The organism is Roseobacter sp. MH60115 (assembly GCF_015644665.1).
Lineage (GTDB): Bacteria > Pseudomonadota > Alphaproteobacteria > Rhodobacterales > Rhodobacteraceae > Roseobacter.
Genome location: NZ_JADOBQ010000001.1, coordinates 188,782 through 209,387, shown reverse-complemented (window position 1 = coordinate 209,387; position 20,606 = coordinate 188,782). Strand labels below are relative to the sequence as shown.

20 protein-coding genes and 1 tRNA gene are annotated in these 20,606 nt (G+C 61.1%); 7 read left to right on the top strand and 14 right to left on the bottom strand.

From position 1 onward, the window contains the following. Nucleotides 1-5 precede the first annotated feature (5 nt). From ISX84_RS00920 to ISX84_RS00910, 3 genes are all read left to right on the top strand, one after another. Nucleotides 6-1,025, top strand: a complete 1,020-nt coding sequence (locus ISX84_RS00920) for an ABC transporter permease (protein WP_195818445.1) — start codon at nt 6-8, stop codon at nt 1,023-1,025. Between the two features lie 175 nt (nt 1,026-1,200). Then, nucleotides 1,201-2,013, top strand: coding sequence for an ABC transporter permease (locus ISX84_RS00915; RefSeq protein WP_195818444.1), 813 nt, complete (start codon nt 1,201-1,203; stop codon nt 2,011-2,013). 91 nt (nt 2,014-2,104) lie between these two features. Continuing rightward, entirely contained in the window at nt 2,105-3,742 is a 1,638-nt protein-coding gene (locus ISX84_RS00910; protein WP_195818443.1) for an ABC transporter ATP-binding protein, read from the top strand. 45 nt (nt 3,743-3,787) lie between these two features. Here ISX84_RS00910 and ISX84_RS00905 read toward each other — a convergent pair whose 3' ends face one another. Beyond that, a complete protein-coding gene (locus ISX84_RS00905) occupies nt 3,788-4,108 on the bottom strand; it encodes an ArsR/SmtB family transcription factor (RefSeq protein ID WP_195818442.1) in 321 nt (106 codons plus the stop codon). Nucleotides 4,109-4,156: 48 nt separating this feature from the next. On the opposite strand from ISX84_RS00905, the gene ISX84_RS00900 reads away from it, so the two are divergent. Next, nucleotides 4,157-4,972: an alpha/beta fold hydrolase gene (locus tag ISX84_RS00900; RefSeq protein ID WP_195818441.1), complete on the top strand. Its 816-nt coding sequence runs from the start codon at nt 4,157-4,159 to the stop codon at nt 4,970-4,972. A gap of 81 nt (nt 4,973-5,053) precedes the next feature. Here the strand turns inward: ISX84_RS00900 and ISX84_RS00895 are convergent, their stop codons facing one another. After that, nucleotides 5,054-5,557, bottom strand: coding sequence for a thioredoxin family protein (locus tag ISX84_RS00895; RefSeq protein ID WP_195818440.1), 504 nt, complete (start codon nt 5,555-5,557; stop codon nt 5,054-5,056). 228 nt (nt 5,558-5,785) lie between these two features. Here ISX84_RS00895 and ISX84_RS00890 point away from each other — a divergent pair, with 228 nt between their 5' ends. Both ISX84_RS00890 and ISX84_RS00885 read left to right on the top strand, forming a co-directional pair. Further along, complete coding sequence (locus ISX84_RS00890; RefSeq protein WP_195818439.1) at nt 5,786-6,457, top strand: PAS domain-containing protein; 672 nt, start codon at nt 5,786-5,788, stop codon at nt 6,455-6,457. A 176-nt stretch (nt 6,458-6,633) separates the two neighbouring features. Further along, nucleotides 6,634-7,470 carry an alkaline phosphatase family protein gene (locus tag ISX84_RS00885; protein ID WP_195818438.1) on the top strand — a complete coding sequence of 279 codons (837 nt, stop codon included), beginning with the start codon at nt 6,634-6,636 and terminating at the stop codon, nt 7,468-7,470. Here ISX84_RS00885 and ISX84_RS00880 read toward each other — a convergent pair whose 3' ends face one another. The 9 genes from ISX84_RS00880 to ISX84_RS00840 all read right to left on the bottom strand — a co-directional run bounded on the left by ISX84_RS00880 (nt 7,471) and on the right by ISX84_RS00840 (nt 16,603). Further along, a complete protein-coding gene (locus ISX84_RS00880) occupies nt 7,471-9,366 on the bottom strand; it encodes an acyl-CoA synthetase (protein ID WP_195818437.1) in 1,896 nt (631 codons plus the stop codon). A gap of 177 nt (nt 9,367-9,543) precedes the next feature. Beyond that, nucleotides 9,544-11,355, bottom strand: coding sequence for an ABC transporter transmembrane domain-containing protein (locus ISX84_RS00875; protein ID WP_195819326.1), 1,812 nt, complete (start codon nt 11,353-11,355; stop codon nt 9,544-9,546). Between the two features lie 133 nt (nt 11,356-11,488). Next, nucleotides 11,489-11,562: transfer RNA gene (locus ISX84_RS00870), tRNA-Gly, on the bottom strand. A 206-nt stretch (nt 11,563-11,768) separates the two neighbouring features. Then, nucleotides 11,769-12,392 (bottom strand): LysE family translocator, encoded by a 624-nt coding sequence (locus ISX84_RS00865; protein ID WP_195818436.1) that lies wholly within the window; start codon nt 12,390-12,392, stop codon nt 11,769-11,771. A 235-nt stretch (nt 12,393-12,627) separates the two neighbouring features. Next, nucleotides 12,628-13,227, bottom strand: a complete 600-nt coding sequence (locus ISX84_RS00860) for a short chain dehydrogenase (protein ID WP_195818435.1) — start codon at nt 13,225-13,227, stop codon at nt 12,628-12,630. Between the two features lie 242 nt (nt 13,228-13,469). After that, on the bottom strand, nt 13,470-14,210 hold the full coding sequence (locus ISX84_RS00855) for a maleate cis-trans isomerase family protein (protein ID WP_195818434.1): 741 nt from the start codon (nt 14,208-14,210) through the stop codon (nt 13,470-13,472). Nucleotides 14,211-14,220: 10 nt separating this feature from the next. Continuing rightward, on the bottom strand, nt 14,221-15,387 hold the full coding sequence (locus ISX84_RS00850) for a M24 family metallopeptidase (RefSeq protein ID WP_195818433.1): 1,167 nt from the start codon (nt 15,385-15,387) through the stop codon (nt 14,221-14,223). Next, nucleotides 15,384-15,983, bottom strand: coding sequence for a hypothetical protein (locus ISX84_RS00845; RefSeq protein ID WP_195818432.1), 600 nt, complete (start codon nt 15,981-15,983; stop codon nt 15,384-15,386). Before ISX84_RS00845 ends, ISX84_RS00850 begins: the two co-directional genes overlap by 4 nt. A gap of 155 nt (nt 15,984-16,138) precedes the next feature. Continuing rightward, nucleotides 16,139-16,603, bottom strand: coding sequence for an Lrp/AsnC family transcriptional regulator (locus tag ISX84_RS00840; protein WP_195818431.1), 465 nt, complete (start codon nt 16,601-16,603; stop codon nt 16,139-16,141). Nucleotides 16,604-16,706: 103 nt separating this feature from the next. Here ISX84_RS00840 and ISX84_RS00835 point away from each other — a divergent pair, with 103 nt between their 5' ends. After that, nucleotides 16,707-17,756: a pyridoxal-phosphate dependent enzyme gene (locus ISX84_RS00835; protein ID WP_195818430.1), complete on the top strand. Its 1,050-nt coding sequence runs from the start codon at nt 16,707-16,709 to the stop codon at nt 17,754-17,756. A gap of 58 nt (nt 17,757-17,814) precedes the next feature. Here ISX84_RS00835 and ISX84_RS00830 read toward each other — a convergent pair whose 3' ends face one another. The 3 genes from ISX84_RS00830 to ISX84_RS00820 are packed head-to-tail and all read right to left on the bottom strand — an operon-like array spanning nt 17,815 to nt 20,594. Continuing rightward, the gene (locus tag ISX84_RS00830) at nt 17,815-18,009 is read right to left on the bottom strand and encodes a DUF2783 domain-containing protein (RefSeq protein ID WP_195818429.1); all 195 of its coding nucleotides are present in this window, start codon (nt 18,007-18,009) and stop codon (nt 17,815-17,817) included. Beyond that, the gene (locus ISX84_RS00825; RefSeq protein ID WP_195818428.1) at nt 18,000-19,625 is read right to left on the bottom strand and encodes an FAD-dependent oxidoreductase; all 1,626 of its coding nucleotides are present in this window, start codon (nt 19,623-19,625) and stop codon (nt 18,000-18,002) included. Before ISX84_RS00825 ends, ISX84_RS00830 begins: the two co-directional genes overlap by 10 nt. Before the next feature lie 18 nt (nt 19,626-19,643). Next, nucleotides 19,644-20,594, bottom strand: coding sequence for an MBL fold metallo-hydrolase (locus ISX84_RS00820; RefSeq protein WP_195818427.1), 951 nt, complete (start codon nt 20,592-20,594; stop codon nt 19,644-19,646). Between the last annotated feature and the right edge of the window lie 12 nt (nt 20,595-20,606).

The following is a 20,606-nucleotide window of genomic DNA, read 5'->3' as shown; positions in this document are numbered from 1 at the left end:
CACAGATGCACCCCATATTGACACTGGTTGCCCAACGCCTCGCGTTGGGCTTCCTGTTGCTCTTCGCCGCCTCGATCCTGATCTTCGTGGGCACCGCAATCCTGCCCGGCGACGTGGCGCAATCCATCCTCGGCCAATCCGCAACCCCCGAGGCGCTCGCCAACCTGCGCGCCGAACTGGGCGTGGATCAGCCCGCAATCACGCGATACTTCAGTTGGCTGGGCGGCGTGCTGCAAGGCGATTTGGGCACCGCGCTGACCAATGGCCGTGACATTGCGGAAAGCCTCAGCAGCCGGTTGGGCAACACGCTGTTCCTCGCCTTCTGGGCAGCTCTCATCGCCGTCCCGCTGGCGATCACTCTGGGCCTGCTGGCGGTGCGCTATAAGGACCGCTGGCCCGACAAGCTGATCTCTGCAATCACCCTGACGACGATCTCCATTCCTGAATTCATGATCGGCTACCTGCTGATCTTTTTCCTGTCGATCCAGCTGCCCCTCCTGATCGGCGGGATGGAATTCCTGCCGGACGGCCTGCGGTCCTGGCTGCTGTCGAACCTGCGGTTTTCCTCCGTTGCGCTGATGAACGACAGCATGACGCTGATCGAAAAGATCAAATCCATCACCCTGCCGATCATGGTGCTGACACTGGTGGTGCTGGCGCATATGATGCGCATGACCCGCGCCGCCATCCTAAACGTGATGCAATCGGCCTACATCGAAACCGCCGAGCTCAAGGGTCTCGGCATGCTCAAAATCATCCGCAAGCACGCTTTCCCCAACGCCATTGCCCCCATCGTGAACGTGGTGATGCTGAACCTTGCCTATCTGGTGGTGGGCGTCGTGGTGGTCGAGGTGGTCTTCGCCTACCCGGGCATGGGACAATACCTGGTCGACCACGTCAGCAAACGGGACGTGCCCGTGGTGCAGGCCTGCGGGTTGATCTTCGCGGCGGTCTACATCGGGCTGAACCTGATTGCGGACATCGTCTCGATCCTCGCCAACCCCAGACTGAGGCACCCAAAGTGATCGGACCTATTGAAAATAGGACCCGGTCACGTCGCGCGGACAGAGCGGGCTCACCCCACAAACCTGCGGCGTCCAGCACCCCCTCTCCATCTCAAGCGCCCGCACGGGACGGCGGGCGGGGCGCCTTGCGCGCCCGCGCAACAGCGCCGCCCAGCCGCCCCCGAAAGCAACGTCCATGAGAATACCCCTCGCCGCTCTCATCGGCCTCTTTTTCACCGGCCTCTTCTTTGCAATGGCCATCTTCGCCCCGCTGATCGCCCCCTATGGCATGGCCGAAGTGGTGGGCGACGTCTGGGAACCGCCCTCCGACCAATTCCTGCTGGGCACCGACAGTATTGGACGCGACCTGCTCAGCCGCATAATCTATGGCGGCCAGACCACCATCTTCATCGCCACCGCCGCCACGGCGCTCAGCTTCATTATCGGCTCTGTCCTCGGCTTCTTTGCGGCGGTCTCGGGCGGCTGGGTCGATCAGAGCATCAGCCGCTTCGTCGACCTGATCATGTCAATCCCCACACTCATCTTTGCGCTTGTCGTGCTCTCGGTCATGCCCACGACCATTACCATCCTGATCGTGCTCATGGGCCTTCTGGACTCAACCCGCGTCTACCGCCTCGCCCGTGCCGTCGCCGTCGATATCACGGTCATGGACTACGTCGAGGCTGCCCGGCTGCGCGGCGAGAAAATCGGCTGGATCATTTTCCGCGAAACCCTGCCCAACGCGCTCTCGCCGCTCGTGGCTGAAATAGGCCTGCGCTTCATCTTCGCCGTCCTCTTCGTCTCCACCCTCAGCTTCCTCGGCCTCGGCGTGCAACCGCCTCAGGCCGACTGGGGCGGCATCGTGAAAGAAAACAAGGAGGGCATCAACTACGGCATCTCCGCCGCCCTCTACCCCGCCTACGCCATCGCAGTGCTCTGCATCTCGATCAATCTGGTCGCCGACTGGGTGCTGAACCGCACCACCTCCCTCAAAGGGGGCCGCGGATGATCAGACCCCTTGCATCCCTGCCGCCCCTTCATTGTTCGTCAAATATGCCGGGGGTGTGGGGGCAGCGCCCCCGCCCGGTAGCGGAGCACCCATGACAAACCCCCTCCTGAAAGTGCGTGGCCTCAAGATCGGCGCCACCATCTACCCGCCCGGCGAGAAATCCCGCGATATCGAAATCGTGCATGGCGTCGACTTTGACCTCGCCCCCGGCAAGGTCCTCGGCCTCATCGGGGAATCCGGCGCGGGCAAATCCACCATTGGCCTGGCCTCCATGGCCTACGGGCGCGGTGGGGTGGAGATCACCGGCGGCAGTGTCGAGGTGAACGGCCGCGATATCCTGCACTCCGGTTTGCGCGACGTCCGCCGCCTGCGCGGCGCCGAAGTGACATACGTCAGCCAATCCGCCGCCGCCTCCTTCAATCCGGCCAAGCAGATCATGGAGCAGGTCACCGAAGCCGCCATCTTCCAGAACAAATTCTCCCGACAAGACGCTGAGGCTCGCGCGGTTGAGCTCTTCCGCAAACTCGGTCTGCCGGACCCCGAAAACATCGGCTCCCGCTACCCGCATCAGGTCTCCGGCGGCCAGCTGCAGCGCTGCATGACCGCGCTGGCCCTCTGCCCCCAACCCGATCTCGTGGTCTTTGATGAGCCAACAACAGCCCTCGACGTGACCACCCAGATTGACGTTCTCGCCGCGATCAAGGAGGCGATCCGCGACACCGGTGTTGCCGCCCTCTACATCACCCACGACCTCGCCGTGGTGGCCCAGGTCTCTGATCACATCATGGTGCTGCAACAGGGCGCCATGGTCGAATACGGCACCACCGATCAGATCATCAATGCACCCAAGGAAGACTATACCAAAGCGCTGGTCTCCGTCCGCTCGATCACCCATGAGGAAAAACAGCCTACTGCCACACCCGTACTCCAGGTCGAAGGCATCACTGCCCGTTACGCCGGTACAAATTTCGATGTCCTCAAGGACATCACCGTCGATCTGCACCCCGGTCAGACCCTGGCCGTGGTGGGCGAAAGCGGCTCGGGCAAATCCACCCTCGCGCGGGTGATCACCGGCCTGCTACCGCCCAGCGCCGGGCAGATCACCTTCGACGGGCGCACCCTGACCCCTGACCTCGCCACCCGCCCGCTCGAAGACCTGCGCGAGCTGCAGATGATCTACCAGATGGCCGATACCGCGATGAACCCGCGCCAGACCGTGGGCACCATCATCGGCCGTCCGCTGGAATTCTACTTCGGCCTCAAGGGCGCCGAGAAACAGAAACGCATCCAGGAGTTGCTCGACGAGATCGAACTCGGCGACGGTTTTCAGGACCGCTACCCGGCAGAGCTCTCGGGCGGGCAAAAACAGCGGGTCTGCATCGCCCGCGCACTGGCCGCCAAGCCCAAGCTGATCATCTGCGACGAGGTCACCTCCGCGCTCGATCCGCTGGTGGCTGACGGTATCCTGAAACTGCTGCTGAACCTGCAAAAGATCGAGGATGTCGCCTATCTCTTCATTACCCACGATCTGGCCACCGTACGGGCCATCGCCGACAGCATTGCGGTCATGTATCAGGGCAACGTCGTGCGCTACGGGCCCAAAAGCGAAGTGCTCTCGCCGCCCTTTGACGACTACACCGACCTTTTGTTGAGTTCTGTGCCGGAAATGAAGCTCGGATGGCTCGAAGAGGTGCTGGAACATCGCAAAATGGAAAGTGCCGGCAACTGACCCCGTCATATTGGCGCGTCGGAAGTGACCATCGACACAGTCCGATCAGGCATCGGATTGCGCCAGAACCTCCGTACTCAGCCACGTCAAATAGTCTTTGATCGCAGCCTCATTGCGTTTGCAATATGACCATTTCATATGCCTCTGTGTCGTGATGAAGCCTGCCTGTTTCAAGATGTCCAGATGGCGACTGGCCGTCGGTTGCGCAACGCCCAGAGCCTCGGCGATCAGCGTCATACACACCCCGAACTCCCCCGCATCCGCCGACCATTGATGGCCAAAATGCCGGTCGGGCTCCGCCAAGAGTCGTAGGGCCTTCAGCCGCGGCGCGCTCGCCATGGCTTTCATTTGCGTTGATCTATCCATATCGACAATCATATAGTTACTTAGCTAAGTGTAAATATGAGAATCGCAATGCTGGACTTGCCCTACACTTCCGTCATCGCAGGAAATGAAATCCGTTGGGGAAAATCCGGCCAGGGTCCGGCCCTTGTCGCCATCCACGGGACACCTTTCTCCTCTCAGGTCTGGCGGCGGATCGTCCCCCATCTCATCGATCACCGAACGGTCTACTACTTCGATCTCGCGGGATACGGGCAATCGGAGATGCGCGCGGGGCAGGACGTCTCCCTCGCTGTGCAAAACAAAATCCTCGCAGCACTTTTCCGGGAATGGGGGCTCGATCGTCCTGATGTTCTGGCCCATGATTTTGGCGGTGCCACAGCCCTGCGTGGCTACTATCTCAATGGGTTGCGCTATGGCTCACTGACGATTTTCGACGCCGTGGCACTCGCGCCTTGGGGCTCGCCCTTTGTCCAGCACGTCCGGCAACATGAAGACGCGTTTTCCGGGATGCCCGACTACATGCACCGCGCCCTATTGCGGGCCTATCTGCAAACCGCCGCCCATAATCCGCTTTCGGACGAAGCGTTTGATGTCTACTCCGCACCTTGGCTGAGCGCGACGGGTCAATCGGCCTTTTACCGCCAAATCGCACAAATGGATCAGGCCTATACCGATGAAATCGAAGGTGCGTATGCTGTGATGGAGTGCCCGGTCACGGTGCTCTGGGGCGCGCAGGATGCGTGGATTCCATTCGAAACCGGGCAGAAGCTGGCCGGATTGATTTCGGATCGGGACTGCATCGCAATTCCGGATGCCGGTCATCTGGTGCAGGAAGATCGGCCGGAGGCGATTGTGGCCGCCGTGCTGAAAAACAGTCTCCCCTGACATGAATTGCTTTCCCTCCACACGAGCAATGGGTCGCAACCATTAAAACGACCGGCGGGGTGGCCTACTGGCTCCGGCATCTCAGCTTGAGACGCCCCCATAAGCGTCCTGATGATCCCGAAGGATTGGCAAAAGCTGATCCTGGCTGCGCATCCCCTGCACCGTACGCTGCAACCCGCCCTCGGGATCGAAAAGCATAAGCGTGACGTTTCCCACGCCGTGGCGCACGGCAAAAGCCTGGCCCTCCGGCGTGTTGATATCCGCGATCAAATAGACCAGATCGCATTCGCCAAACTCTTTCAGCGCCTTTCGTGTCTGCTTTTGCAGCGCCGTGCAGGTCGGGCATTGCGGGTCATGCACCTGCACGACCACAGGCTTGCCCTGTCCCAGACGGTTGAGATCATGTTCAGCGGCGTAGGCCCGGTATGACCCAACCCCGAAATAGCCGCCGCCGGCAAGAACCGCCGCACCGATGCCACCGTTGCGCAGCAATTTCAGCATATCCCGCCGCGAAGTGTCCGGCACCGCAGCCCTGCTCGCCTTGGATTTTGACTTCCGCTTCTGGGATTTGCGGGATTTGCTCATGCCCTACTCCATGCGTTGCACTGATCGAAACGTATCGGACGTCAGGCGGTCCAGGCAAAAGCTTTCCCCGCTCCCGATGTCACAATCTCGTGCGCCCAGTGCGACGGACGGCCGGTGCACTGGCAGCGATCCCTTCACGCGATGGTTGAAATTCCCCCTGAACACACTTAGTTGTTAACAATTGGCTAACAGAATTTGCGGAAAAACGCATGGCAAAGGGGACGTAAGATGCCGGACGATCCGGGTTTCGGGGAGATGCTCGATGCAGCCGTTAGAGCGGCGGGCGACGCTCTGGACGTCCCGATCACCATTGCAGACCCCGAACAGGACGACACCCCTCTTGTCTACGTAAACCCGGCCTTTGAAAAACTGACACTTTACAAAGCCGCCGAAGTCATTGGCCGGAACTGCCGGTTCCTGCAGGGCGATGAAACCGATCGCACCGTCACGGATGAGCTGGCCGATACCTGCAGAAACAAGAAGGCAGACACCTACTGCCTGGTGAATTATCGCAAAGACGGCACGGCTTTTTTCAATCTGGTGGCCATCCAGCCAATCTCGATCACCCGTGCCCACAAGATGCTGATAGGATGCCAGTTTGCGTTCACACCAACGCAGACCGCAGGCACCTTAGCGCGAACCTGCGCCATAATCGACCGGGCACAACGTCAAGTACGGCATGGTGCCAGAACAGAGGCCACCCAGATCAACACCCATGATACTTTTCGTCTGGACACAGTTGCGATGCGGTTCGAGGCCGCGTTTGTCCGCATAAACGATCAATTGCTCAAAAGCGCCAATGGCAGAATGCTGAACGAGCTTGCCCTGGGTCGTGAGCACATGCGGTATCCGCGCGATCTGATCAACGCCGCGCCTGATGAGCTCGCCGAAACGCGGTAAATGCGATCCTGCCCAACCTGAACACGATGCTCCGTCTCCGGACCATTGCGGGGATGAGTTTGAGTGTAGACCGGACACCAGAGCACCCTTTGTGAATTTTTTCTGACAGGTCGCAATCGTCGTTGCGCGAAAATCTGAGTTCGCTTCAGATAGCGCTCAGGGCAACGGAGGGCGTCATGGACACCAAACTACTTCTGATCATCATCGATGGCGTGCCTTGGCGCAACTGGCGCCGGTTGTTCGGCAATCTGGAAGGCTGGGTCGACAGTGGCGACGCCCGCGTATGGAAGATCCGTTCCGTACTGCCCTCGACCTCGGCAAGTTGCTACGCCTCGATCCATACCGGCGTGGTGCCCGCAGCGCATGGCTGTACCGGCAATGACAATGTCTTTCGCCTCACCCAAGCGGATGTTTTCGGTCAGATCCGCAAGGCCTGTGGCATCACCGGGGCCGTGGCCCATTCCTACTGGTCGGAGCTTTTCAACCGGGCGCCGTTCGATCCGGTCCGGGACATCGAATATGACGAGCCCGAAAGCGACACGATCAACCACGGGCGGTTTCACACCATGTCAGGCTACGGGCTGATCAACCAGATGACCCCGTCGGATGCCGACCTCTTTGCCACCTTGACCCACTTGTGCGAGACCTACCAGCTTGACTACGGGATGCTGCACAGCTGCACGCTCGACAGCATGGGGCATCGTTTCTTTCATGACTGCCAGGAGATGGATCACGCCTGTTTCGTGCTGGACGCGATGCTGGCCCCCTACATCACCCGCTGGCGTCAGGCAGGGTACGAGGTGATCGTGACGGCAGACCACGGACAGGACGCACGCGGCCATCACGGCGGGCGGGACCCGCTGCAGCAAGAGGCCGCACTTTATTACTTTGGCCCGGCAGAGGGGCCTGCCCCGGACACGGTGATCGACCAGTTGCAACTGGCGCCCACGATCCTGACACGTCTCGGGGCGCCGATTGCCGATACAATGAAGGCGCGGGCTTTCCTGCGCTGATTACTCGGCGGCCACGGCAGTGCTGGCCAGCACCCAAGGACGCACAAAGGCACTGAGCGCGTGGGCAATGGCCTCTTCCCCTGCCCCATTCGCGTCGATCTGCGCGACCAACCCGCGTTTCTTATCATCCACCACAGAGACGACACGCGCCGCCACCCCGGCCTGCTCCAGTGCCTGATTGTAAATCCGGGTGATCGCCATCTTGCGCAGGTCGGGTTTGAAGATCTTGCCGACAGCCGTCTTGGGCAGCTCATCCATGATGGTCATATGCTTGGGCTGTGCCGCGCGCTCGTGCACGTGTTCCTTGCAGAAGGCCAGCAGTTCTTCCTCGCTCACACTCGCCCCGTCCACCAATTCGACAAAGGCACAGGGCACCTCACCTGAATGCGCATCCGGCTGGCCGATGGCCCCGGCAAAGGCGACCGCCTCATGGTGCAGCAGGGCTTCCTCGATCTCCGCCGGGTCGATGTTGTGACCGCCCCGAATGATCAGATCCTTGGCGCGGCCCGTGATCCACAGATAGCCATCGGGATCGACGCGGCCCAGATCACCGGTGCGCAGGTAGTCGCCATAGTAGAGCTCTTTGTTCTTCTCTTCCTCGGTATAGGTATGGCCGACAAAAACACCGGGGTTGGACACGCAAATCTCACCGATTTCATCGACATCAGCCTCGACCGGACCGTCATTGGTGGTCTTGTAGATCTTCACCTTGCAATAGGGGAAGGGAATGCCAATACTGCCGACCTTCTTTTCCCCGTCCACCGGGTTGCAGGACACAAGGCAGGTCGCCTCGGTCAGCCCGTAGCCTTCGACCAGCGTCACGCCCGTCGCCTTTTCGAACCGACGGAAAAGCTCCAGCGGCAGCGGGGCAGAGCCGGAAAACGCCGTCTTCACCGTGCTGACGTCGGCGTTGATCGGGCGTTGCATCTTGGCGGAAATCGCCGTCGGCACCGTGATGATAAAGGTGATTTTCCACCGCTCCACCAATTGCCAGAAATTATCCATCACACCTTCGCCGCGATAGCCCTGCGGGGTGGGAAAGATGACATGTGCGCCAGAGGTCACCGCCGCCATGAAGATCACGTGGCAGGCAAAGACGTGAAACAGCGGCAGCGGACACATGATGTTGTCTTCTTCGTTAAAGAGCAGCTCTGTCCCGATCCAGCCGTTGTAGATCATCCCCGAATAGCGATGCTGCGCCACCTTGGGCATGCCCGTGGTGCCACCGGTGTGGAAATAGCAGGCGACGCGGTCTTCATCGACATCCTCAAAGCTCAACGTCGTGGGTTGCTTGGCCACTTCCTCGCGGAAATTCAGATATTTTGCGTGGTTCTGCACGCTGCGCTTGGGCCGAATGAGCGGCACGATCCAGGACTTCGGCGGCGTCAGGTAACGCAGCAGATCAACTTCCAACACTGTGGTCACATTGGGGGCAAGGGCGACGGCTTCCGCGGTCTTGTCGGCCACATCCGTCTTGGGGAACGGGCGCAGGGTCACCACAACCTTGGCATTGGTTTCGCGCAGGATGGAGCCGATCTGCTCCGCGTCCAGCAGCGGATTAATCGGGTTGACGATTCCCGCCACGGCCCCACCCATCAGGGTCAGCACCGTCTCATTGGCATTCGGCAGAATGTAGGCGACGACATCTGTCTCCGTCACCCCGAGGGAGCGGAAGAGGTTGGCCGTCTGGGTGACCTGATCCTTGAGCGTCGACCAGGTGATGGTTTCCGCCTTGTCCTTCGGGCCCGAAAAAATCTGGTAGCTCACCGCGTTGTGGTTGGGGAATTTCCCTGCCGTTTCACTCAGCAAACCATAGAGGGTATTCGGCAGCGGACGGTCCGCCCACGGCATTGCAGCCTCGATGGCATCGCGATCTTCGATCCCGGCAAAAGTCATTCAGTTTCCTCCCAAAACGCCCATTTTCGAGCTTATTCTCAGTGGCAAGAAAGATGGAGCCAAATACCCGATTGTGCAAGCTTTCCCGGCACGCACGCGCCTTTCGGAACGCTGCGTAAAATCATGTGACGTAAGGACACGAAAAGACTGTAGCCGCAGCAGCTCTGCAATCACAGGTTATTCTGCAGCGATGCCATCTGTGAACTGCAACCGCGCCAACCGGGCATAAAGCCCGTCTTCGGCCACCAGCTTGTCGTGCGGGCCGCTGGCCACCACCCTGCCCTGATCCAGCACGACAATCCGGTCGGCCTTTTTGACCGTGGCCAGCCGGTGCGCAACGATCAGCGTCGTGCGCCCTTTGCTGAGCGTGTCGACGGCGGTCTGCACCGCGCGTTCGCTTTCCGCATCGAGCGCGCTGGTGGCTTCGTCCAGCAAGAGCACGGGCGCATCCCGCAGGATGGCACGCGCAATGGCGATCCGTTGTTTCTGTCCGCCAGACAGCATGACGCCGCGCTCGCCCAGATAAGCGTCATATCCGTCAGGCAGCTTTTCGATGAACTCATGCGCGGCGGCGGCGTTGGCAGCGGCCTCAATCTCGGCATCTGACGCATCGGGGCGGCCAAATCGAATGTTGTCCCGTGCAGAAGCAGCAAAGATCACCGGATCCTGCGGCACCAGCGCCACGACCTTGCGGAACACATCCCGCCGCAGGTGCGACAGGTCCACGCCATCAAGGGTTATGCGCCCTGAATCCGGGTCGTAGAACCGCAGGATCATCTGGATAATCGTGGTTTTACCCGCGCCCGACGGGCCGACAAAAGCCACGGTTTCCCCCGGTTCAATCTCAAGGGTCACCTGCTCGAGCGCGTTGATCCCCGGGCGCGCCGGATAGGCGAAACTCACATCCTCGAAGCCGATGCGCCCGGTCACGGGCTCCGGCAGGTCGAGACCGGTGTCAGGGTCCTTGACCGTGTCTTCGGTCTGCAGCAGTTCCACCAGACGTTCCGTCGCCCCTGCAGCACGTTGCAATTCGCCCCAGATTTCCGACAGGGCGGCCACGCCACCGGCCACCATCACGGCGTAGATCACGAACTGCACCAAAGCGCCTTGGGTCATGTCGCCGGCGCGCACATCCCGCGCCCCGATCCAGAGCACGCCGACGATGCCGGCAAAGACCAGAAAAATAACGATCACGGTCATCAGCGCCCGTGTGGATATCCGGCGACGGGCCGCATCGTAGGACAGCTCCGTGACGTCCGAAAACTGCGTGCGGCTGGCAGCTTCATGGGTGAAGGCCTGAACGGTCTGAACGGCGCTCAGGGTTTCGGAGGCATTCCCGGAAGAGGCCGCAATCCAGTCCTGATTTTCCCGGCTGAGCACCCGCAGCCTGCGGCCCAGCACCAGGATCGGCACGATGACCGCAGGCACGATCAGCAGCACAAGCCCGGTGAGTTTTGCGGATGTCAGCAGCATCAGGGCAAGACCGCCCACAAAGATCAGCAAATTGCGCAGGGCAATCGACACGGAGGACCCGATCACCGACAGGATCAGCGTGGTATCCGTCGTGATGCGGCTGAGCACTTCGCCGGTCATCACCTGTTCATAAAACGCCGGACTCATCGCGATGACACGGTCAAAGACGGCCTTGCGTATGTCGGCCACCACGCGTTCACCCAGCCGGGTCACCAGCATGTACCGAAGCCCGGTGCCAATGGCGAGCAGCGCCGCGATACCCAAGGCGGCAGCGAAGTATTGGTCGAGGATATAGGCGTTTTCCGTGTCGAAATTATCGACAACACGCCGCACCGCCAGAGGCAGTGTCAGCGAGATGACCGCCGTCGTGACCAGAGCCGCGATTGCCGCAAACATCAGCCGCCGGTAGGGCCAGATGAAAGGCAGCAGCGCTGCAAGCGCGCCAATCCTTTTCGACTTTGCGCGTTCTTCTGTCTGCCCCGGCGCTGCGGGAGCCGGGGGCGTGCCACGGGCCATGTCGTATCCTTCGTCGTCTGCCTCTGTCATGGCGACCTGCGCCGCGAGGGTCAAGAGATCGCGTCTTTTGAAGGCTTGATAGAGCCAAAATGCCGCGTCCGGGCGATGGGCTTCAATTGTCGTGGGAAGGGGATGGAGCGGGCGGCGGGAATCGAACCCGCGTCATTAGCTTGGAAGGCTAAGGTCTTACCACTACACAACGCCCGCGTAGCGTCACTTGGAATATGGTACGGTGCCAATGCCGTCAAGTAGCTAAGCCAAGCCAACCTTGTCACACTTCAAATGCTCAGGATGACACGGTTTCCATATCTGATCACGGCCGTTCAGCGCGCGGCTGCTGGCCACTCGAGACTGTGTTGGGCTGCGACACTATCCGGCAAACCGCGCGAAGACCAAGCGCGCCGGTGCAAGCCCTAAGTCTCGGGAATGGCCTTGTAGCCCTTGATGACCATGGCAAGCCCGACACCACTCAACCCCAAGCCACTCAGGATGTCCGCATTCAACCAGCGCGATGTGGTACGCTTGACCGTGTGCATCGTGAACAATGCGTAGGCCAGGATGGAAATCGCATCCAAGGTCAGGAAAATCGCACCGTAGACCACGCTTTGGACCAGAATACTATGCTCGGTCGAGATGAATGCCGGAAAGAGGGCCACGAAGAACACAATCGCCTTCGGATTGGAAACACAGGCGAAAAACCCCGCCCAGAATGTCGCCTTGTCCGACGCCTTTGCTCGTGTGCCGTTGCCTGATCGCGCGTGAGAAAAGGACTGATACGCCATGTACAAAATGAAAAGCCCGCCCGCGATCTGCAGCGGGGGCAATATTATGTCCGACAAGGCAATCAGGACGGTCAGGCTGCTGGCGGCGACCGCGATATGCACGACAGTGCCCAAGGCGTCCCCCGCCACCGTCACGCAAGCCCCGCGGGTGCCATGGCGCAGCGCCTGTGCCGTGGCAAAGGCAACCGATGGTCCCGGTGCCGCGACAAACAGCAGCGTCGTTGTCAGAAAGGCGATGAGCAGTGTGGTATCCACGCGCGTTTCCCTTATTCGCTTGAGCGCGTTTCATGGTACTGGGATGCGTCTCAGGTGCAAGACGCATTCCTTCGGTCGATGACGTCCCCGGACATCGCGGCACCCTGCGGCATCTCTCTCCTGATGCGTCCCGAGGTTTAAGGCCTGGCAGATTTCGACCGCCAGCAGTTTTGCCGTGAGGTGAACAAGTGACTTCGCCCGGCGCGGCGACCGGGCGCTCAGTCAGACCGGCGCGTCACGCGACGATGACCACTTCCCCGGTAATGGCGCCCTCCACGGATTTGGCATAGGCGCGCCCGACCCGCTCTGATGACACGCGCTCGTGCCCGGGAAAGAGCGTGCCATAGCGGTCTTCGGACGCCTTCAGAAGGCCGGGGCTCACGACATTGATCCGAAGGCCGCGCTGCAGTTCGATCGCGGCGCTTTTGATGAACCCTGCCAAGGCACCGTTTGCCGTGGCGGCACCGGTTCCCGAGATCACGGGATCACGATCCAGCACGCCGCTGGTCAAGGTGAAGGACCCGTTGTCCGACACATGGGCCATCCCCGCAAGCACAAGGTTGATTTGCCCCATGGCCTTGTTCTCCAGCCCAAATCTGAACGTCTCTTCTGTGTAATCTGAGAGAGGTGCGAAATGCGCGCCACCTGCGGTAGACACCACGGCATCAAACGCCCCGACGGTTGCATACATCGCCTCGATTGACTGTCTGTCGCCGATATCGACCGTGACGTCGGCAGCCTTGCGCCCCGCCCGGACGATTTCGTGGCGCTTGGATAACGCGTCATAGGCGGCCCGCCCGACGTCGCCCGATGCGCCAACCAATATGATCTTCATGGTATGTCCTCCTCCGATATCTCGAATGTCCCTGGGCGGATCTCTTCACGGCGACGTTTCGCCAGCCTCGCTGAAGTCTCTTCTGCGGCATATATTGATTCATCGCCTTGGACAAAGAGCGAGGCAAATGAATACTCCGGATAGCACGATAGACACCAGGCGACACAGACGGAAGACTTTCGGGAGAACGTCGAGAGCCAGCGGCCATGCGGGCCCCAATGCTGTCCAATGAGAAGCAATGTCTAGGCAAACAGCCGACCACATCCGGGTCGCCGGTCCGCCACCCCCGCGAGAGCGAGCATATGCCAAGCGAGCGCCTGATTGCTTGTGATGACGGGCAGGCCAATCTTCGCCTCCGCGTCGGCAATGACATCAAGGCAGCGCAGATTGGTGCAGGACACGACAACGGCATCACAGGATGCCTTGCCCGCAACTGCCTCGATAGCCGCTGCAATCGCCGTCGGTGTGATCCGCGCCACCACCCGGTCATTGCCTTCCTCGAAGGAGCCGAAACTTGCGATCTCGAACCCGGCCAGTTCAAGCTTTTGCCGCATGCGTGCGGAGACGTCGACGACGTAGGGTGTGACAAAGCCAAGGCGCCGCGCCTGAAGCGCGCGACCTGCGGCAATGATTGCCGCCAGTGGATCCGTTACTTTCGCGCCCGGACAGGTGGCCGCGATGATCTCCGCCACCCGGTCAGATCCGATCACGCTCGACGCCGAGGTGCAGCCGAACCCAATGGCATCGAAGTTCAGCGCCGGTGGCAGAAGGCCCGCCGCCGTCGGCAGATCCATCTCCATCTGTGCGAGCGTTTCAGATCGGATTTCCGGCACCATCGCAATCCGGCTGACATAAAGCGCGATGCCCGCGCCGCTCACCAACTGCCGGAACTCATGCTCCAGCGTCTCATCGGTTTCCAGAACGATCACACCCAAATTGGCGCGCGTGCCGATCCCATCATCCGTCTGGTATGCGAGTTTCATGCAATAGCTCCTAGATCACCGGCAAGTCCGGTGCAGCGCGGTCGGTCAAAAGCTCTGCACCGCCTGCGCGCACGACGATGTTTTCCTCATGCACCATGATGCGATCGTCCCCGTAGGATAGGGAGGGTTCAATGGTCAGCACCATGTTTTCTTCGATCACCGTGTCATCCCAGGCAGCATGCGACGGCCATTCCGTCAGTTGCATACCCAGACCGTGACCAAGGCGCCCCACGTCTCCCCCCGTGTCATCAAGCTCAGAGATGACGGACCGCATCGCATGAAAGAGATCGCGGCAGGTGGCTCCCGGACGGGCGGCGGCAATGCCCGCTTCGGTCGCGCGCCACAGGACGTCGTAAGCGCGCCGAGATGCATCATCCGCCCCGCCAATGGCCCAGTTCCGGTCAAAATCGCAGAAATAGCCGTCCCAGGTGGCGCCGCTGTCCAGCATCAGGATGTCCCCTTGTGCCAGAGGGCGGCGCGACGGCGGTGAAATCACGTCACGATATCCGCCCTGGTCCGCACCCCCGACCAGATAGGGCACATCATCGGCGCCCTGAACCAGTGCTTCCCGGCGAAACGCGCGGAATACCTCTTCCAGGGGCATGCCCTCGCGGGCAACGTCCGGCACGGCGGCAAAGCTGCGAGAGCCGATGGCGCACACATGCCGGATTTTGGTAATTTCCGCGTCGGATTTCACCATCCTGAGGCCACGCACCAGATCAGTGGCATCGGCCATCCGAAGCCCCGGCAGTGCCGCTGAGAGCCGTTCGAAGTCACGCAACGGCATTCTCAAATGTGTCTCATGCCCCTTCATGAGGCCGATGGCAGCGCCTGAGCGTGCGAAGGGCGCAAGCAGATCGATCAACAATCCGATGCCGTCGTCCAGCGGTGCCGGGGCACCCCAGGTGCGGATATCCTCCACCCACGTTCGGCGCATGAGGTCCGCGCCAATCTCGGGAATGATTGCGATGGGTTTGCCAGAGGCGGGTACAAACAGGAACCAGGGCCGTGTCGGGCTCTGCCAGAAAAGCGTGTGGAACCCGCTGAAATACCGCACCTCTGCCTCGGTCGTCAGCAACACACCGACCAGACCCGCCCCGGCCATGGCGGTCTGAGCCTTGGCCGTACGATCTGCAAATTCGCGTTCGGAAAACCCCCTGTCCGGCGTGTCGGTCACGGCTGCTCCTTTCGCAAAGGTAGTCGATCCTGAACCAGCTGCACCCAGAACCCAGCCCCGATCGCCGACAGATCATCGTTGAAGTCACATTCCGATGCGTGCAGCGGGCGGCCATGACGTCCCGTTTCACCATTGCCGAGCAAGAGGAAACACCCCGGCACCGCGGCCGCGAAATGGGCAAAATCCTCAGAGAAACGCATCGCAAGCCGGTTCCGCACAAGCGTGCAGCCCGCCGTCTCCGCGGTCCGGTAGGCGGCCTCGGTCGGGCCGCCTGCGTTGATCGTCTCAACGAATTGCGTGTCAAAGGCGACCGAAACACCAACACCATGCGCACTCCCGATGCCGTCGGCAATTTGCTGAATGAACTGCGCAATGCGGGCACGGTCATCCGCGGAACGTGCTCGGAAATCCCCCTTGAGGACGGCCTTGCCCGGCAGGACATTCCTTTGCCCGTCGGTCAGAAACTCCGTCACCGACACCACCGCCCCGGCGGCGGGTGCCCGTTTCCGCAATCGCGTGGCGATGATTTTTCTGGTACACATCTCGTCGAAGCCAAGCTCCGGGTGGCGATGCAAATCCCGGCGGAGCTGCGTCATTCGCGTCCGAAAATCAGCCATTTCCGTGCCTTTCGCCACCATGCGCAGAACTTAGCGCTCTATGATGCACGTTTGGCATCATCTGTGCGGGTACCGTGCAGAAATACTTTCACGGATCGGGCCGCAGACAAGATTTTCTGTCGACGGCCTGCCCATCAGATCGGGATGCTCAGGCTGACCTTGGTGCGGTCCATCGCCACGGAGGTCCGAAACCGGCGCACATTGGAATTCTCAAAGAACAGCCGATGCGTCAGCGCCTCGAAATCCTGCATGTCCTTTGCCGAACAGATCAGGATGAAATCCGCGTCGCCCGTGACATAGTAGCATTGCTGAACCTGCGGCTCTGCCGTCGCGCGCTTGCGAAACAGTTCCAGCTGCTGGAGCGATTCCCGCTCCAGTTCGACCATGACGATGAAGGTCATCTTGTAGTCGAATTTCGCCGGGTTGAGGACGGCAATCTCCTTTTCAATGAGTTTTGCCTGCCGCAACCGTTTCAGGCGACGCTGCACCGAAGGCACCGACAAGGCGCACTCATGGGCGAGCTTTTCCAGACCAATGCGGCAATTGGTCTGCAAGGTGCGCAGGATTGTCAGGTCTGTCTTGTCGAGGTCGGTGGCCATGATGCGTTTCGACGCTCCACTGCTAAAACTACGCAAAATATTATCGGGTAACTCGCGAAGAATGCAAAATGTACCGTATCAAAAGCCCGTATCTTGCCAAGCCATGACACATAACGATTCTCTCGACTTCTCGCCAAATGCCGCAGCTGCCCACGCATTTTTCAGGGCGCAGGACAAATACAAGCCCACGCCACTGGTCGAAATTGTGGGTCCGCACGGCGGCGGCGTGTTGGCCAAGGATGAAACGAACCGCATGGGGCTCGGCGCGTTTAAGGCGCTCGGGGCGCCCTATGCCGTTGCCCGGATCCTGCAGCAGAGATGGCAGTCGAGGGCGGGTGAAACCCCGACGCAGGACCGTTTGGCCGATGCCGATCTGCGTGCCTTTGCAGCCACACAAACCTTCGTCTGCGCCAGTGCGGGCAATCACGGCATGGGTGTCGCAGCAGGCGCGCGGGACGCCGGGGCTGCGGCCCGCATCCACCTCGCCGACACCGTGCCGGAGAGCTTCGCGCAAAGGCTACGGGCGCTGGGGGCATCGGTTGTCCGTTCCGGCGCGGTGTATGAGGAGAGCGTCGCCGCCGCGATCGAGGATGCGGGTGCCACCGGCGCCGTTCTGCTCGCCGATGGGACCTGGCCTGGCTACACAGAGATCCCGAAATGGGTGATGGAAGGCTATTGCGTCATTGCCGAAGAGCTTCGGGAGAGCTTTGAGGCATCGGGGCAGTGGCCCACCCATGTCTATCTGCAGGCAGGGGTCGGCGGGTTGGCTGCCGCGACGGCACATATGATCCGGCTGAACTGGGCGGAGCAGCCGGATCTGGTGGTGGTGGAACCTGCCGCAGCCGCCTGCCTTCGGGCCAGCCACACGGCGGGGCACCCAACCCGCGGGGACGGGCCAGCCTCCGCCATGGGGCGCTTGGATTGCAAGGATCCCTCCATCGTGGCCTGGGCCGCGCTCGAACGCTGTGACGTGCGCTATGTCACCCTGTCGGAGGAAGAGGGCGAGGCCGCCGCTGCACGCGTTACTGCGCTGGGGCTTCCTACATCGCCGTCAGGAGCCGCTGGCTACGCTGCGCTCTGCCAGGAGGCCGCGCAGCACGCGCAAAACGAGACGTTCCGACCGCTTGTCATCGTTTCGGAAGGACCGGCTTAGCCGCACACCTGCGCAGATTGGAAAGCCACCCATTGTCTTCGGAAAGCGATCTCCGCCCTCATTCCGACCTGTTGCACGCCGCTGTAAGGGCCTCGCGCAGCACATCGACATCCCCGATGTGATTGGCCAACACGAGGATCAAGCGCGCGTTCAACGCGTCGCTCTCATCCTTGCTCAACCCCTGATGCGCGGCCAGCAACAGGTCGTAGAACCCATCCGGATCTGGGATGTTCGGCTCAAGGTTCAGGGGCATCCCACGTCCTTTCCCAATGCGGTTTGCATCGCCGCTCTCACCTCATCAGCGGAAACCGCAGGCCACCGCGCCACCACATGCTGGTCCGGGCGAAGCAGGTATACGGCACCTTCCGCATCCCCGAGATAGCGGTCCGCCAGAAGCGGGTTGCCCTCTGCGCTCAAGTTCAGATGGGTCAACGACACCCCATCTACCGCCTCAAGATCCGGCGCGGATGCATCAATGCACAAAAGCGTAAACCCCTCGGGCAGATGATCCAGAAGATGGCTTTCACCCAGCGGTGCATCCACCGCAGGTGCCCCCACCCGCGTCCGTTTTGGCCCATCCAACAGGTCCGGGCCGTTCAGGGACAATCCGTCATAGACACACGGCATGGACAACCGTCCCGAATTGACCAGCGGGCGCGCAAAAGCGTGCTCCCGCGCAAGCGCCAGCACGGCATTTCGGAAAATCTGGCTCATCTCGCTTTTCGGCGTCAGGAAATCGGTGGCGCGGGTGGAATTGAGGATGTTTTCATCCGCGCCGTGCACCCGTTCCTCGGAATAGCTGTCCAGCAACCGTTCCGGCGCAAGCCCCCGGATCACAAGATCAAGCTTCCAGGCCAGATTATCCGCGTCCTGAATCCCGGAATTTGCCCCGCGCGCGCCAAAGGGTGAAACCTGATGCGCAGCGTCCCCGGCAAAGAACACGCGGTCATGGCGGAACGCCTGCATCCGACGGCATTGGAACGTGTAAATCGATGTCCATTCCAGCGTGTATGCGACCCCCTCACCCAGCATCGCGTCAACCCGCGCACGGACGTTTTCCTCTTTCAGCTCCTCGGCGCGATCGATGTCCCAGCCCAGTTGGAAATCAATCCGCCAGATGTCGTCCGGCTGCTTGTGCAGCAACGCAGACTGACCACTGTCCTTGAAGGGCGGTTCGAACCAGAACCAGCGCTCGGTCGGGAAGTCTGCCGTCATCTTCACATCGGCAATCAGGAAGTTGTCCTCGAAGACGCGCCCGTCAAAACTCAGCCTCATCATATCGCGCAGCGGAGAGCGCGCGCCGTCGCAGGCCACCAGCCAGTCGGCCTCGACCTGATAGTGACCGTCCGGCGTCTCGACGGTCAGAACGACATGATCTGCGGCCGGCGTGAGGCCCGTCACCGCATTGCAGCCCCGAATTTCGATGGGTGCGCCGTCGTCCTGCGCCTTGCGGATCTCGTCAACGATGAATTTCTCAAAATAGGGCTGTTGCAGGTTGATGAAGGCGGGGTTCTTATGGCCGCCTTCCGGCTGCAGGTTGAATTCGAAAACCTGATCATCCCCATGAAAGACCTTGCCGACGTTCCAGACGACACCCTTGTCCACCATCGCCTGCCCGGCGCCGAGGCGGTCCGCAATCTCAAGCGTGCGCTTGGCAAAACAGATCGCGCGGCTGCCCTGCCCGACCCCTTCGTGATCGTCCAGCACCAGCACCGGTGTGCCCTTGCGTCCCAGATCAAGCGCCAGCGCCATGCCGATGGGTCCGCCGCCGACGATGACTACCGGGTGCCGCTTGGGCGGCAGGTCCTGATCCGGGACTTTCTCGTAGGGGTAAAGCCGGAAAGCGATGTCATATCTGACGTCTACCATATCGCGCCCTCCCTGTCGTCAGCCCTGCAGTTGCTCCCACATCTCCAGATCGCGTTTGTCGGTCCAGGTTCGCGGTGTGTCGATGCCGCGCGCTTCGTCATAGGCGCGGGATACGTTGAAGGGCAGGCAGTGTTCGTAGATCGCATAATCCTTGAACTTGGGATCACAGGCCGCACGCACGGCGTCCCACGCCTCTTTCAGCGATCCGCCCCGCGCCGCGACCCGAGCCGCCGGTGCATAGGTGCTGTCGACAAAATCGCGGGTTGAGGCAATCGCGCGCTCGACCGCCTCCTTGCCGATCAGCGCGCCGCCGCGCCCCGGCGCAATCGCGTCAACATCATAGGCGGCAATCGCATCCAGCGTGCCGCCCCAATCGCCGAAATGCCCGTCGCCACAATAGCAGGCAGAGCGATCTTCCACGATGTCGCCGGTGAACATCACGTTCTGATCCGGCACGTGGATCACCGCATCCCCAGCCGTATGGGCACGACCCAGGTGTTTGATGTCGACCCGGCGCTGCCCCAGATAAACGGTCATGGCATCGCTGAAGGTCGTGGTGGGCCAGGTCAGGCCGGGAATGCTTTCGTGCCCTTCAAAGAGGCGCGGAAAGCGCTGGAATTCACTGTCCCAGTCTTCCTGTCCGCGCTCGGCGACCATGGCGCGGGCGGTGTCCGACATGATGATCTGCCCAGCGCCATAGGCGGACGCCCCCAGCACCCGCACGGCGTGGTAATGCGTCAGAACCAGGTGGCTGATCGGCTTGTCGGTGACTTCGCGCACCTTGTCGATCACCTTGCCCGCCAGCCGCGGCGTGGCCTGCGCTTCGACAATCATCACGCTGTCATCGCCGATGATCACCCCGGAATTCGGATCGCCCTCCGCGGTGAAGGCCCAAAGCCCTTCGCCGATTTCATCAAAGGTGATTTTCTTTTCCGACATATCCCCCTGGGATGCGAATGCCTTGGCCACCTGCTGTTTCCT